Source organism: Streptomyces sp. Ru62, from assembly GCF_002920615.1.
Lineage (GTDB): Bacteria > Actinomycetota > Actinomycetes > Streptomycetales > Streptomycetaceae > Streptomyces.
The window spans coordinates 120801-134801 of record NZ_PQSU01000023.1; the positions used below are offsets into that span (position 1 = coordinate 120801).

The 14001-nt window shown below is 72.5% G+C and carries 12 protein-coding genes; 7 read left to right on the forward strand and 5 right to left on the reverse strand.

Annotation, left to right across the window (positions count from 1 at the left end):
• The first annotated feature begins 3 nt into the window (after positions 1-3).
• Positions 4-1227, forward strand: coding sequence for a PP2C family protein-serine/threonine phosphatase (locus C3492_RS28845; RefSeq protein ID WP_103815494.1), 1224 nt, complete (start codon positions 4-6; stop codon positions 1225-1227).
• A 28-nt stretch (positions 1228-1255) separates the two neighbouring features.
• Positions 1256-1627 carry an STAS domain-containing protein gene (locus C3492_RS28850; protein WP_103815497.1) on the forward strand — a complete coding sequence of 124 codons (372 nt, stop codon included), beginning with the start codon at positions 1256-1258 and terminating at the stop codon, positions 1625-1627.
• 21 nt (positions 1628-1648) lie between these two features.
• On the opposite strand, the gene C3492_RS28855 is transcribed toward C3492_RS28850, so the two are convergent.
• The 3 genes from C3492_RS28855 to C3492_RS28865 all read right to left on the reverse strand — a co-directional run bounded on the left by C3492_RS28855 (position 1649) and on the right by C3492_RS28865 (position 5809).
• Entirely contained in the window at positions 1649-4444 is a 2796-nt protein-coding gene (locus C3492_RS28855; RefSeq protein ID WP_103815499.1) for a SpoIIE family protein phosphatase, read from the reverse strand.
• A 76-nt stretch (positions 4445-4520) separates the two neighbouring features.
• Positions 4521-5024: a DUF3291 domain-containing protein gene (locus C3492_RS28860; protein WP_103815501.1), complete on the reverse strand. Its 504-nt coding sequence runs from the start codon at positions 5022-5024 to the stop codon at positions 4521-4523.
• Positions 5025-5056: 32 nt separating this feature from the next.
• On the reverse strand, positions 5057-5809 hold the full coding sequence (locus tag C3492_RS28865; RefSeq protein WP_103815503.1) for a metalloregulator ArsR/SmtB family transcription factor: 753 nt from the start codon (positions 5807-5809) through the stop codon (positions 5057-5059).
• Positions 5810-5998: 189 nt separating this feature from the next.
• On the opposite strand from C3492_RS28865, the gene C3492_RS28870 reads away from it, so the two are divergent.
• The 3 genes from C3492_RS28870 (at position 5999) to C3492_RS46105 (ending at position 9379) form a co-directional block, all read left to right on the forward strand.
• Positions 5999-6913 (forward strand): alpha/beta fold hydrolase, encoded by a 915-nt coding sequence (locus C3492_RS28870; RefSeq protein WP_103815505.1) that lies wholly within the window; start codon positions 5999-6001, stop codon positions 6911-6913.
• A gap of 65 nt (positions 6914-6978) precedes the next feature.
• Positions 6979-8091, forward strand: coding sequence for a hypothetical protein (locus C3492_RS28875; RefSeq protein WP_103815507.1), 1113 nt, complete (start codon positions 6979-6981; stop codon positions 8089-8091).
• Positions 8092-8377: 286 nt separating this feature from the next.
• Positions 8378-9379, forward strand: a complete 1002-nt coding sequence (locus C3492_RS46105; protein ID WP_258055944.1) for a helix-turn-helix domain-containing protein — start codon at positions 8378-8380, stop codon at positions 9377-9379.
• A 196-nt stretch (positions 9380-9575) separates the two neighbouring features.
• Here the strand turns inward: C3492_RS46105 and C3492_RS28900 are convergent, their stop codons facing one another.
• Together C3492_RS28900 and C3492_RS28905 are read right to left on the reverse strand one after the other, a co-directional pair.
• Positions 9576-10868, reverse strand: a complete 1293-nt coding sequence (locus C3492_RS28900) for a cytochrome P450 (RefSeq protein ID WP_103815510.1) — start codon at positions 10866-10868, stop codon at positions 9576-9578.
• A gap of 37 nt (positions 10869-10905) precedes the next feature.
• Entirely contained in the window at positions 10906-12261 is a 1356-nt protein-coding gene (locus C3492_RS28905; RefSeq protein ID WP_103815512.1) for a glutamine synthetase family protein, read from the reverse strand.
• 339 nt (positions 12262-12600) lie between these two features.
• On the opposite strand from C3492_RS28905, the gene C3492_RS28910 reads away from it, so the two are divergent.
• Entirely contained in the window at positions 12601-12789 is a 189-nt protein-coding gene (locus C3492_RS28910; RefSeq protein ID WP_014670403.1) for a ferredoxin, read from the forward strand.
• 3 nt (positions 12790-12792) lie between these two features.
• A complete protein-coding gene (locus tag C3492_RS28915) occupies positions 12793-14001 on the forward strand; it encodes an NAD(P)/FAD-dependent oxidoreductase (RefSeq protein ID WP_103815514.1) in 1209 nt (402 codons plus the stop codon).

Genomic DNA, 14001 nt, shown 5'->3' on the forward strand with positions numbered 1-14001 from the left:
AAAGTGACGGACAGCAGCGCGGCGTCGCTGTTGCGGCTGATGCAGGCCAGTCATACGGCTACGCTCGAAGAGCTTCCCAGGATGATCGCCGACCACGCCGCCGTGGCAGGCATGCAGGACGTGATCCTTTTCGTGGTGGACATCCGGGAGACGGTGCTGCGCCGGCTCACTGGTCGGGGGCTGGCTGCCGGGGAGGGCGGGCAGGAGTTCACCGTCGCGGGCAGTCTGCCCGGCCAGGCCTACCGGCGCGTGGAACTGGTGTCCGAACCCGAACGGGAAGGGGAGTGCGGCCGGCCGGGCGGGCGGCGGTGGTGGGTGGCCATCACCGACGGTGTGGAGCGCCTGGGCGTGCTGCGGGCCGATACCGACACCGACGGCGAGCCCGTCCGCCAAGCCCTGCGCGACCTGGCGTCGATGACGGCCCTGCTGTTGCTGAGCAAGCGGTCCTTCAGCGACTCCTACGCGCGTCTGGTGCGGACAGAGCCGATGAACGTGGCCGCGGAGATGCAGTGGAACCTCACCCCGCCACCCGCCTACGCGGGTCACAACGCCACCGTCGGCGCGGTGATGGAGCCCGCCTACCAGGTGGGCGGCGACGCCTTCGACTACGCGGTGGCCGGCAGCACCCTCCACCTGGGCGTCTTCGACGCCATGGGCCACGACACCACCGCCGGCATCACCGCGAACGTCGCCGTGTCCGCCTGCCGCAACGCCCGCCGCCAGGGTGCCTCGCTGACCGAGACCAGCCGGATGGTGGAGGAGACGCTGATCGAGCAGTTCGGCACCAGCCGCTACGTCACCGCCATCCTCGCCGACCTGGACATGGAGAGCGGCCGGCTGACGTGGATCAACCGCGGTCACCACCTGCCCATCCTGATCCGCGGCAACCGCTGGACCACCGAACTGGTCTGCCCCCCGGCCGGTCCCATGGGCGCCGATCTCGGCCTGTCGGTCACCACGGCCATCGAGCAGCTGGAACCCGGCGATCGCCTGCTGCTGTACACCGACGGCGTCGTCGAAGCCCGCGACAGGCATGGCACAGCATTCGGCCAGGACCGTTTCGTCGACTTCATCCGCCGCCACCACTCCGGCCGGCACACCCTGCACGAGACCCTGCGCCGGCTGATGGCCGCCGTCATGGAACACCACGACGGCAAGCTCGACGACGACGCCACCGTACTGCTCACCGAGTGGCGCGGCGGCCACCAGCAGGAGCTGACCCCATGAACCCCGGCCCACGCGGAAGGAGACGGCGATGAACTCGGACCAGCCCGCCTTCCGCGATCACCAGCACACCCTCCAGGTGCACGTCCGCCGTCTGAGCACCGACCGCCACCTCGTCACGGTCGTGGGCGACCTCGACCTGCACACCGCCTCGCACCTCGCGGACGCCCTGCAACCCCTGGTCCTCACCGGGGGGCACAGGGTGCTCCTGGACCTGTCCGACGTCGCCTTCCTGGACTCCACCGGGCTCACCTGCCTGATCGCGGTCTACCGCACGGCCCGGAGCACCGGCGCCCGCCTGGCGCTGATCGCACCCAGCGAACGCGTACGGCGCATGCTGGCGCTGACCGGAACGGACCAGGTACTGCACAGCTACGCCACCCTGGACGCCGTCCCCGACTGACCGACCGCGACCGGCGGCGGGTCAGCCGGGGTCGTCGAACATGGCCAGCAGTGCTTCCTCGTCCGTCTCGGGCACCGGCTGCTCCGGCTGCGGGATCTGCTCGGCCCACACCGTCTTGCCCTGCGGCATGTAGCGGGCACCCCAGCTCTTGGTGTACTGCGCCACGAGGAACAGGCCGCGCCCGCCCTCCTCGGTCGTGGCCGCGCGTCTGATCCGAGGAGAGGTGTTGCTGCCGTCGGAGACCTCGCAGATCAGTGAGTCGTCGCGCAGCAACCGCAGGCCCACCGGCCCCGGGCCGCCGTACCGCACGGCGTTGGTGACCAGCTCGCTGACCACGAGCCCGGTGTTGAAGTCCAGCTCCGACATGCCCCACGCGGCGAGCTGGGCGCGGGTGAGCGCCCTGGCCCGGGCCACGGCCGCGGGGTCGGACGGGAACTCCCAGGACGCCATCCGGTCCTCGGGCAGCGCGTGCACACGGGCCAGCAGCAGGGCCACGTCGTCGGACGGGCCGCTGGGCAGGAGCGCGTCCGTGACCAGGTCGCAGGTGTCCTCCAGTTCCGGACCGGCGAGGCGCAGGGAGGCCAGCAGTTGCTCGGTGCGCGCTCCGGTGTCCTCGTAGCCGCGGCTCTCCTTCAGCAGTCCGTCGGTGTACATCGTCAGCAGGCTGCCCCCGGGCAGCTCGACGGTGGCGGACTCGTACGGCTGGATCCCACCGAGCCCGAGCGGCGGACCGGTCGGGAGGTCGATCAGCTGTGCCCGCCCGTCCGGAGTCAGCAGAGCGGGCGGCGGATGACCGGCCGTCGCGGCCGTGCACCGGCAGGACACCGGGTCGTAGATCGCGTACAGGCAGGTCGTCCCCGTCGCCGGGTCCTGGTCGCCGGCGTCTCCTTCGGGGGTGCGGCTGACCAGGTCGTCCAGGTGGGCCAGCACCTCCTCGGGCAGCAGGTCCAGACCGGCCAGCGTCCGTACCGCCGTACGCAGCCGGCCCATGGTCGCCGCGGCCTGCAACCCGTTTCCGGGCACGTCGCCGACGACCAGCGCCACGCGCATACCGGACAGCGGGATCGCGTCGAACCAGTCCCCGCCCACCCCTGACCTGGCGTCCGCGGGCAGATAGCGGGAGGCGAGGCCGACGGTGCTCAGCCGGGGCAGGGCGTGCGGCAACAGGCTGCGTTGCAGGGTGAGGGAGGCGTGGTGCTCCCGGCCGTAGCGGCGGGCGTTGTCCATGCTGATCGCGGCACGGGCCGCCAGCTCGCCCGCCAGCGTCAGGTCGTCCTGCTCGTACGGCCTCGTCCTGCCGCGGCGGTAGAAACCCGCCAGGCCGAGGACGGAGCCCCGCGCGGACAGCGGAGCGCCCAGGTAGGAGTGCACGCCCTCGCCCAGGAATTGGACGGGGTGCGCCTGGCCGGTCGGGTGCCCGGCCAGGGCGGCGGTCACCACCGAGTCCGTGACCGGCCGCCCGGTCTCCAGGCACCGGGCCTGGGGTGTTCCGGCGGGGTAGCCGGTCGGCTCGTTCACCCCGCCGATCGGCAGGTCGCGGGAGCCCTCGCCCGCCCAGGCGGCCACCCGGCGCAGTGGTGCGCCGGGGCGCAGCGGTCCGGGCGGTGGCTCCTCGCCCGCCAGGACGCTTTCGACCAGGTCGACGACGACCAGGTCGGCGAAGCGCGGCACGGTGATCTCCGCCAGTTGCTCGGCGGTACGCCACAGGTCCAGCGTGGTGCCGAGCCGGACACCTGCCTCGTTCAGCAGGGACAGCCGGCCGCGCGCCTCGGCGGCGAGCCGGCCGACGCCCGGCTCGCCCACGAGCAGCAGCCACGCGTCGGTCGTTCCGCCGGCGTGCGGTTCCGCCACCTCGGCGGGGCGGTCCGGGAGCGGCACACGACCATCGGTGGCGGTCGCGCCGGCCGGACGTGCCGTGCCCGTGCCGCCGGTGTCCTCGAAACTGACCTCGACCGCCGCCCCCTCCGCGTCACCGTGGTGCAGCTCCCGCCGGCGCAGGACGGCCACGCGACTGCCCGCGAGCGGCACCTCGGCGAACGCCTCACCGTTGGAGGAGATCAGCTCGACGGCACGCTCCAGCAGTATCAGCCGTTCCTGCGAGGCCAGCCGGGGCGGCGGTCCGCCGCGCCGGGACAGCTCTCCCGACTCAAGGTCCAGCTCGGCGTGCCCCCCGCGCTCCATGGCCCGGCGGAAGGAGTGGGTGAGTTCGAGCTCGCGTGCCGTGCTCAGCTCCAGCAGGCGTTCCCCGATGCGTTCGGTGGCGTCCTGAAGGACAAGCGCCATGCCGGGGTCGGCCAGTTCCCGGGGGACGGAGAGGTTGACCGCGCCCCGCACGGTGCCGCCCACCGGGTCGCGCACCGGCGCGGCCATGCAGGTGAGCTCCTTGAGGTCGTGCAGGAAGTGTTCGTGGCCCACGACCACGAACGGCGCCCTGGTGCTCAGCACCATGCTGACGCTGCTGGTTCCCATGAACCGCTCGTCGACGTTGGCGCCCGGCACCAGGGAGGCGGCGTCCATCAGTTCCAGCCCCGCCGGGTCGCCCCAGCGGTCCACGATGTGCGCCCGTGAGTCGGCCAGTGCCACGGTCACCGGTATGCCCGAGAACCGTTCGTACAGGCGGTTCAGCACCGGCGTGGCAGCCCTGATCAGCCGGGAGTCGGGGTCCAGGTCACGCTCGATCGGCAGGACCGCCCGCTCGCGGTCGATGCCGAGGGACTGGGAGCGCTGCCAGGAAGCGAGGATCTCCGGGCGCACTCCGGCGTCCAGCGGCGCGCGGCCGTCCTGATCGCTGCCCGAAGGAGTTGGGTACGACTCCACCGCTCCAGGATAATCGGGCAAACAGGACACTTGCTTCGGCGTGGCTCGTCACCCTTCGCAGCCGTCGCCGCACGTCTCACAGGTCAGCGTGACCGGGCGTCGGCCGAGAGCTCCGGGTGGCCTCGGTCGCGGTGTAGGAGGAGGCGAAGGTGAACGCGCGCGGGGACGGCCCGTGGGCCCGCAGGTGCGCCAGTCGCTCCAGGGCCTCACCGACGGTCGGGAGGTGACCGGCGGGGATCCACCAGAGCACCAGGTGCGCCTCGACGTGCCGGTGGAACCATTCGCGCCGCCGCCGCAGCGCTTCCAGGTGCCCGCTGCGGTACGTGAAGTCCCACAGGGCCTCCTGGGTCTCCCACACGGACAGGTTGACGATGACGTCCTCGCCCGCCGGGCGCAGGCCGGTGGCGTCCGCCGCTCCCTCCTCCACGAGCCGCCACACGAAGCCGGGAGCGCCGTCGGCGGCCGTGTTGACCGGGTCGAGCATCTCGACGAACGGCGTCATGCGCGGGTCGTCGAGGGGGTGACGGAGCGTGGCGACGTTGAGTTCGGCGAGATGGGCGGCGTGCGCGGATGCGGTCATGGCCTCATCCCAGCACGCCCCCCATTTCTATGTCAATCACTGTTGTTTTTAGAACTCTCGACCACTACGCAGCACTCGCCCGGCCGGGCGTCCATGCGGGCGCGGACGGACCCGTCCGTGCCGAGCAGCCCCTCCAGCAGCGCGAGATTCATGCCGCAGACGAGTGGCGGGAAGCGTTCGGCGACGGCGTGGAAGGGGCAGTTGCGCATACGGACGACACCTGCGGCCGTCGCGGTCGTCTCCTCGGCGGATTCGGCGGCCCGTACTCCCTCGGTGCTCCCGACGCCTTCGGCGGTCGGTACGCCCTCGGTGCTCCCGGCGCCTTCCAGGTACGGTTCGTAGCCGCGGGCGGCCAGCGTCCGCATGGCCTCTTCCAGGCCGCCGCAGGGTGCCACGGAGCCGCGCAGGGCCTCACCCCGGCGGCGCGCGGCCGCGCAGAGCCCGGCGTCCAGTCCGGCCTCCTCGGCGGCCTCGGCGAGCAGCTCGGCGGCGGTGCGGTAGTCGCGGGCGGGCAGCGACACCGACCGTTCGACCGGGGCCCGGGTGTACACCTTGGCGGGACGGCCGGCCCCCGGCCCCGAGCGGCCCGTCAGCCGGCGGCTACCGCATTCCAGCAACCCGGCCTCGGTCAGCTTGTCCAGATGGTGCGCGGCGAGCGTGCGTGCCACCCCGGCGGCCTCGGCGGCCTCGTTGCGGCCGACCTCGCGACCCTGTGCCACCACGTACTCGTACAGGCGGCGCCGCACCGGATCCTGCAGCACCGCGATCGAGTCGATGTCCTTCACCTGGCCATTCTAGGAACAATCCACGTTGGAGATAGAAAGACGGGTCCGCTCCGGCCGATGCCATCCGCAGAACGCCCGGCAGGCGGCCCGTGCCGGATCCGGTGACCGGCGGACCACGGCCACGGCCGCCGTGCATGAAGTGCTCCGGGCAGGGGAGCCGTGTGTCCCGGCCACGCCACAGGAGGTTCCATGTTCGACGGGTTCACGCTGACGCGTCGCGAGGGCGACGGGGTCCGGTTGCGGGTGCGTCACGGCGGCAGTGGTCCTGCGGTCCTGCTCCTGCACGGGCACCCGCGAACGCACGCCACCTGGCACCGGGTGGCCCCGTTGCTGGCGGCGGCGGGTCGCACGGTGGTCTGCCCCGACCTGCGCGGTTACGGGGAGTCCGAGAAGCCGCCGACCGACCCGAGCCACAGCCCGTACTCCAAACGCGCCATGGCCGGCGACTGCCTGGCGGTCATGCGCGGCCTCGGGCACGAACGGTTCACCGTCGTCGGGCACGACCGGGGCGCGTACGTGGCCACGCGCCTCGCCCTGGACCACCCGGAAGCCGTGTCCGCCGTCAGCGTGCTGGACGCCGTTCCCATCGGGGAAGCGCTACGGCGCTGTGACGCGACGTTCGCCGCGAGTTGGTGGCACTGGTTCTTCCTCGGGCAGACCGGCAAGCCCGCCGAACGCGTCATCAACGCCGACCCGGACGCCTGGTACAAGGCCACCGCCGAGCAGATGGGCGCCGAAGCGTACGACGACTACCGCCGCGCCATTCACGACCCGGCCACCGTCCACGCCATGTGCGAGGACTACCGTGCCGGCCTCGGCGTCGACCGGGAACACGACGACGCCGACCGGCGGACCGGTCGGCGCATCGACTGTCCCGTGCAGGTGCTGTGGGCCACCCGCGACGACATGGCCGACCTCTACGGCGATGTGCTGGGCGTCTGGCGCCCCTGGGTGGCCGGCCCACTGGACGGCTCCCCGATCGACTCCGGACACCACATGGCCGAAGAGGCTCCCGAGGCACTCGTCACCGCCCTGCTCGCCTTCTGGGGAGCGGCGCCACCGGAGCGGACGGCCGCACGACAGCCCGCACGGAAGCGCCAGTGACAGCGCACCGATCGCCCTGCTGGAACAAAATGGGACGAAAGTGACGGCGAGCCTGGGGAGACGCGGTGACGCAGGGCAACAGTGGGAACGACGAGGGGGCCGCCGAGGAGCGTGACCCGTACGAGGGGGGACTCGACGCCGAGGACGCCGACGAGTACACCGAGCTCGGCGAGGACATCGCCGAGAACGCCGAGAACGCCGAGCACATGGACGAGTACACCGAGCCCGAGCCGTACGACGTCGAGCCGGAGCCCTACGGCGGGGCCGCCACCGCTGCTGAGGCGGTGGCCGTCCCCGGCGGTGAGGCAGTCGGCGGGCGAGTGGCGGCCGGTGCCGACCCCGACGTCTTCCTCGACGTTCCGGTGTTGAAGGTCGACGAGATCGACCTGGACGTCGAGGACCTGCGGGCGCACGTCTCGCTGCAGGCCGAGGTGCTTGATCTGGTGAAGCTGAATGTGGGCGCCGATGTCACGCTGGGCCGGGTGCACCTGGGCATCTCGGGTGTGGAGGCGCAGGCTCAGCTCAGGGTGCGGCTCGACAATGTCGCCTCGATCATCAACCGCGTGCTGACCACGCTCGACCGCAATCCGGAGATCCTGCGTGAACTGGCGCGGGGTGTCGGCTCCGCTGTGCAGGACGTCGGTGGCGGGGCCCGTCAGGCCGTGGGAGAGCTGGGTACGGGGGCCGGAAGGGCCGTCCAGGACGTCGGCGTGGGCGCCCGGTCCGCGGTACAGGACGTCGGACGCGGTGTCGGCTCGGTGGCTCAGGACATCGGGCAGGGCGCCGGAAGCGCCGTCCGGGACGTGGGCACCGGTGCCGGGCGCGTGGTGCAGGAGGTCGGCGGTGAGGCGGGCCGGGTCGTCGGCGAGACCGGGGCGGAGGTCGGCGACACCACGGGGAAGGTGGCCGGGACGGCCTCGGGCGTGACGGAAGCGGCCGGCGAGGCGGTGCGGGACGGTGGTCGTGCCGTCGCGGATGTCCCGCACGCGGCGGGCGGCACCGCGCATCGCACCGAGTCCGCCGGACGGGGTGCGGTCCGCAAGCCCGCGGAGGGCCGGCGCCGGGCCGTCCGGGATCAGGAAGGCACCCGTGCGCGCCGAGCACGCGCCGAGGACGGCAAGCCGGCACTCCGGCCCCGACGCCACCGCACCGCCGAGGAGCGGGAGGAGCCGCCCTGAACGGGAGGCACGGCAGCGCGGGGCCGGGCGGGGGACCTCTCGTTCCGGTCGACGGTCCACGCCGAGCGTCTCCGTTTCGCGGCACAGCCCAGGACAGCCGTCCGCTTCCCCGGCACCGGGGAGCGGGAGTCGACGAGCCACAGCGACCGAACCCGCCTCCCCGACAGGGTCGCGCCCGGCGAGGAGTACCGCGACGTCACCGTCTCCTACCGCCTCGCCACCCGGCTCACCGGGCCGGAAGACGAAGGGAGCGGCTCGGGCTCCGTCGGCCTGTCCTGAGGACCCGGTGCCTCAGCCGACCCCGGAGCGCTACGGCCGGCCCGTAGAGCGCGCGCCCACCCTCCGGGCCGAAGTGAGCGCGTTCCTCAAGTCCCGCCGTGACAGGATCACGCCTGAGCCGGCGGGACTGCCGGTGTACGGGCACCGTCGGGTGCCCGGGCTGCGCCGGGGCGAGGTCGCGATGCTCGCCGGGATGAGCGTCGAGTACTACACGCGCCTGGAACGCGACGATCTCAGCGGAGCCTCCGACAGCGTCCTGGACGCACTCGCGCAGGCCCTGCGGCTCGACGACACCGAACGGGACCACCTCTACGCCCTGGCCCGTGCCGCGAGCGCGACCCCGGCCCGGGTCCGGCGTCGCCCGAAGAAGGCCGCCGTGCGGCCCAGCGTGCTGCGCACCATCGAGGGCCTGCGCGACCGGCCGGCGTACGTGCGCAACAACCGCATGGACATCCTGGCCGCGCTCGCCCGCGCCCTGCACCATGAGGTGTTCGAGCAGAAGCCGGCCAATACCTGCCGCTTCGTCTTCCTCGACCCCCGCGCCACCCGGCTTGCTGGTCGTGCTGCTCGGCGGAGCCGGCTTCGCCAACAACCGCATCGTGGGGGCGAGGTCGTCCGGGTCGCCGGAACCGGCCGGTCCCTGCCCATGGCCCTGGCCACGTCCGCCTTCCAGGTCGGTATCGCCACGGGCTCCTGGCTCGGCGGCATCGCGCTGACCTCCGGCCTGGGCCTCAAGGGCCCGTCGCTGACCGGCTTCGCCTTCGCCCTGGCGGCCCTGCTGCCGCTCGGCCTGCTCGCCGCCTCCCACGGCAAGGCGGAATCGGCCGACCGACCTGGCCGGCGCACGAATTCGCGACCGCTCTCGCCCCGTTCGTCGCCGCCGGAACGGCCGGTGACCGGCTGCCCTATGCCCCCGCGACCGCCGCCCGCATCCGCCACTTCGGCTGAGGGAGGAGAGCGGACAACAGCCGTGGACGGCTCAAGAGGGCCGCTGCGCGGAGAGGGGTGAACGGTGGTCGCGGAAGGACTCGGTGGTGTCGCGGGCCGGCAGGTCCGGTTCCCCGTGGGCGGCGAAGTGTCCGGGGTGATCGCCTGCCGGGAGACCGCCGCCGGCCGGCTCCCGGCACCGGCGGTCGGCCGCCCCGCCGGTGTCCGTATGCGGCCCGGTCCCTCGGGGCGGCCGGAGGCCGGGCCGTTGCCGCGGCTCAGGCCGGAGTGATCTCGACCGGCAGCTTCTTGATGCCGTTGACGAAGTTGGAGCGGACCCGCGGGACGTCCCCGGCCAGTTTGATGTCCGCCAGACGAGGAATCAGCTCTTCGAACATGATGCGGATCTCCGTGCGCGCCAGCAGGTTGCCCAGGCACAGGTGGGGGCTGCCCTTGCCGAACGTGATGTGGTCGTTGTTCTGCCGGGTGACGTCGAAGTCGTACGGGTTGCCGAAGACCTCCTCGTCGCGGTTGCCGGAGGCGAACCACATGACGACCTTGTCGCCCTCCCTGATGTGCTTGCCGCCCAGTTCGACATCGCGCGTGGCGGTGCGGCGGAAGTGATAGACGGGGGAGGCCCAGCGCAGGAACTCCTCCACCGCCGTCGGGATGAGGGAGGGGTCCTCCTGGAGGCGGGCGAGCTGTTCGGGGTGCTGGATGAGGGCCAGCATGGAGTGGGTGATGGTGTGGCGGGTCGTCTCGTTGCCGGCGACGACCAGGAGCAGGAAGTAGTTGTCGAAGTCCTGCGGGGACAAGGGGACGCCGTCGCGCGGGGTCTCGTTGACCAGCTTGGAGATCAGGTCGGTGCCGGTGCCGCCGCGTCGCTGCCGGGCCAGCTCGCGGCCGTAGGCGAAGACCTCCAGGGAGGCGGGGGAGCGGAAGGGCAGGTCGCGGTACTTCTCGCTCTCCTCGCTGTGCAGCAGGACGTCCGCGTAGTCGGGGTCGGTGTTGCCGATGATGCGGTTGCCCCAGTCGATGAGCTGCTGGTTGTCCTCCGGGGGCACGTCCAGGAGCCGGGCGAGGACGTTGATGGGGAAGTCGGCGGAGACCTCCTTGACGAAGTCGAAAGTGCCCTTGGCGAGGGCCGCGTCCAGGGTGGTCGCGGTCAGACCGCGCAGGAAGTCGGCGTAGCTGTTGATGACGCTCGCGCCGAACTGCCGCTGGAGCAGGCTGCGCAGGGCGCGGTGGCGGACCCCGTCCAGCTCCAGGATGGAGGCGCGCTTCTTGATCTGGTCGTCGTCGACCTCTTCGAGGTTGACGAACCTCGTCGAGGTGAAGGTCTCCGCGTCGCGGTCGACGCGGGCGATGTCGGCGTGCCGTGTGAGCGACCAGAAGCCGGAGTTGGGTGCCTCCTCGGGCTGCCAGTGGACGGGGGCCTCGTGGCGCAGGGTGTGGAACATGCGCCACGGGGTGACGCCGTCGGTGAAGTTGTCGAGGTTCGCGAGGTCGACGTCGGCCAGCGGCAGCGGCTCGCGTACGGCGTCGGTCACGGACTGGGCGGCGGTGGTCATAGGGTGTGTGCTCCTCGGTGTCCCGGGCGGTCCGGCGTCACAGGTGGTAGGCGTACTCGGTGAACTCCCAGTCGGTGACGTGCCGTTGGAAGCGCGCGACCTCGTCACGCTTGTACGCGAGGTAGGAAGTGGTGAAGTCCTTGCCCAGCACCTCGGCCAGCGCCGTGTCCGCCTGCAGAGCGTCGAGGGCCGCGGGCAGGTCCATCGGCAGCAGGGCGGACTTCGCGGTGTCGTAGCCGTAGCCCTCCAGCGGCGCGGGGGGCTCCTCGCCGGTCAGCACACCCAGCAGGGCCGCCGCGAGGGTTCCCGCGATCAGCAGGTAGGGGTTGGCGCTGGCGTCGCCGAGGCGCAGTTCGAGGCGGGAGCCCGGGCCGCGCTCCGGTGGGACGCGGATCATGGCGCTGCGGTTGTCCAGCCCCCAGTCGATCAGCCAGGGCGCGAGGGTGTCGGGGCCGAAGCGTTTGTAGGAGTTGACCGTCGGGTTGGCCAGTGCGGCCAGTGCGGGGGCGTGGGCGAGGATGCCGGCCACGGCGTGACGGGCGGTGGCGGAGAGGCCGTAGGGGGCGGACGGGTCGTCGAAGACGTTGTCGTCCCGCTCGTCCACGCAGGACAGGTGGAGGTGGAAGCCCGATCCGCCGACGCCGTTGAAGGGCTTGGCCATGAAGGTGGCGAGGCGGCCCTCCCTGCGGGCCAGTTCCTTGATCGCCGCCTTGAAGCGGAAGGCGCGGTCGGCGGCGGCCATGGCGTCGGAGTGGGTCAGGTTGATCTCGAACTGTGAGCCGTCGAACTCGTGGTTGCCGCTGCTGACGCCGAGGTCCATGTCGCGCAGCAGGCGCAGGGTGCGCAGCAGGTGGTTGTCCCCGTCGGCGCGCAGGCCCGCCGTGTAGACGACGCCCGCCGCCTGGTCGTAGCGGCGCCAGCCGGCGGGGGTGCCGGGGGCGGCGTCGCAGAGGAAGTACTCCAGTTCCGGGCCGACCACCGGGCGCAGCCCGTGCTGGTGACATCGGTCGACGACGGCGCGCAGCAGGTCGCGGGGGGACTCGGGGGCGGCCGCTCCGGTGGCGGGGTCGGTGACGTCGCCAAGGCAGGTGGCCACTCCGGGCTCCCACGGCAGGGCGGTGAGGGTGCCGAGGTCGGGGCGCACGCAGATGTCGGGCAGTCCGGCGTCCAGGCCACCGGAGACCGGGACCACGTCGCCCTGGGGGCTGGTGTGGTAGACGGCCCGGCAGAAGGCGAGCCCGTGGTCGCAGGCCGCGGGCAGATGGTCGAGCAGGACGTCCCGGGCGCGTTCGGTGCCGATGAGGTCGGGATAGGTCACCCGGACCACGTCGATGCCCTCGGCGGCCAGCCGCTCCATGTGGCGGCGGACGGGTGAGGTGTCGGATGCGCTCACCGGTGTCTCCTCTAGGGGAAGGGGGCGCCTCCCAGAGCTCGGAGCGCTGGGGGAGGGAAGGGGGGGGCGGCGGGTCAGGACTGCGGAGAGGGGCAGTGGCCGCCGGTTGTTTGATGCCAAACGGTAGGGACGTGTATCACCTTCCCGCAAGGGTCCTGTCGCAGAAATTTATCCATGCGGATAGCTATTGACCAGAGCCCGGCCCGTTCCTATGTTGTTTGAAGCCAAACGAGTTGGGGGTGCGGGCGATCCGCACCCCTTTGGCCGGGGCCCGGTCCGCACGGTCCGGGCCCCTCTTCCCTCTCCCCGACGCCCCCCTCAGCACCAGGAGGACCGGCCATGAAGGTCGTCGTCGACATGAACAAGTGCCAGGACCACGGCCAGTGCGTCTTCGCCGCACCCGACGTCTTCCGTTTCGACGACGCCGGTCATCTGGCCTACGTCCCCGATCCCGACGACGCGCTCCGGGACGAGGTCGAGGAGGCCGCCGACGTCTGCCCGCTCCAGGCCATCCGGATCGAGGACTGAGCCATGAGCGCGACCGTCGTCGTGGCCGGCGCGTCCATGGCCGGCCTGCGCGCGGCAGAGCAGCTGCGCGCCGCCGGCTGGGACGGGCCGATCACCCTCATCGGGGACGAGCCCCACATGCCCTACAACCGGCCGCCGCTGTCCAAGGGGGTCCTGGCCGGCAAGGCCCCGTTCGAGTCGCTCGCCTTCCGGCCCCGGGCCAGCGTCGCGGACGTGCGGTGGCGGCTGGGCACCAAGGTCGTCGCGGCCGATCTGGACCGGCGTGTCGTCACACTCGACGACGGCGAGGCCCTCGCCTACCGGGGACTCGTGGTGGCCACGGGCATGCGCCCGAGGCGGCTGCGCTGCCCCGGCCCCGTCACGGGCCGGCACACGGTCCGCACGCTGGCCGACGCCCAGGGGCTGCGCGAGGCGCTGACCCGGCCGGGAGCTCGAGTGGTGATCGTCGGCGCGGGATTCATCGGCTGCGAGGTCGCCGCGACCGCCGTGGCCCTGGGCGCCGCCGAGGTCACCGTGGTGGACCCGCTGCCGCTGCCCATGGTCGGTCCCCTGGGCGACCAGCTCGCCAAGGCGCTGCTCCGTCGGCACGAACAGCGGGGTGTCCGCTTCGCCCTCGGCACCGGGGTCACCGGGTTCGACGGCGACGACCGGGTCACCGGAGTCGTCCTGGCCGACGGCACGGTCCTCGCCGCGGACGTCGTGGTCGAGTGCGTCGGCTCCCTCGCCAACACCGAGTGGCTCGACGGCAACGGCCTCGACCTGACCGACGGCGTGCTCACCGACGCGCACCTGCGGGCCGGCGGACGCCCCGACGTGGTCGCCGTCGGCGACGTCGCCCGCTTCCCGAACGCCCGCTACGACGGTGTGCCCCGTCGCGTCGAGCACTGGTCGATCCCCACGGACACCGCCAGGCACGCCGCCCGGGTCCTCGCCGCCCACCTCGCCGGCGGCGACGCCGGACTCCAGCGGTTCGCACCCCTGCCGACCTTCTGGAGCGACCAGCACGACTTCCGCCTCCAGTCCTTCGGCGCCCCGGCCCTCGGCAAGGACGACGTACGCGTCCTGGACGGCGACCCGGACGGGGACGTCGTGGCCGGCTACCACACCGGCGGCCGCCTCGTCGGTGTGGTAGCCCTCGGCGGCCCGGCCGCCGCGGCGGCCGCCGCCCGCTACCGCACCGAACTGCTCAAGCAGCCCGCCCTCACCGCGTAA

What these genes read in the sequence shown, in the direction of transcription:
- C3492_RS28860 (WP_103815501.1), bottom strand. Translation starts at nt 5,024, where the DNA reads ATGACCGCATCCGCGCACGCCGCCCATCTCGCCGAACTCAACGTCGCC.
- C3492_RS28850 (WP_103815497.1), top strand. Translation starts at nt 1,256, where the DNA reads ATGAACTCGGACCAGCCCGCCTTCCGCGATCACCAGCACACCCTCCAG.
- C3492_RS28870 (WP_103815505.1), top strand. Translation starts at nt 5,999, where the DNA reads ATGTTCGACGGGTTCACGCTGACGCGTCGCGAGGGCGACGGGGTCCGG.
- C3492_RS28915 (WP_103815514.1), top strand. Translation starts at nt 12,793, where the DNA reads ATGAGCGCGACCGTCGTCGTGGCCGGCGCGTCCATGGCCGGCCTGCGC.
- C3492_RS28900 (WP_103815510.1), bottom strand. Translation starts at nt 10,868, where the DNA reads ATGACCACCGCCGCCCAGTCCGTGACCGACGCCGTACGCGAGCCGCTG.
- C3492_RS28910 (WP_014670403.1), top strand. Translation starts at nt 12,601, where the DNA reads ATGAAGGTCGTCGTCGACATGAACAAGTGCCAGGACCACGGCCAGTGC.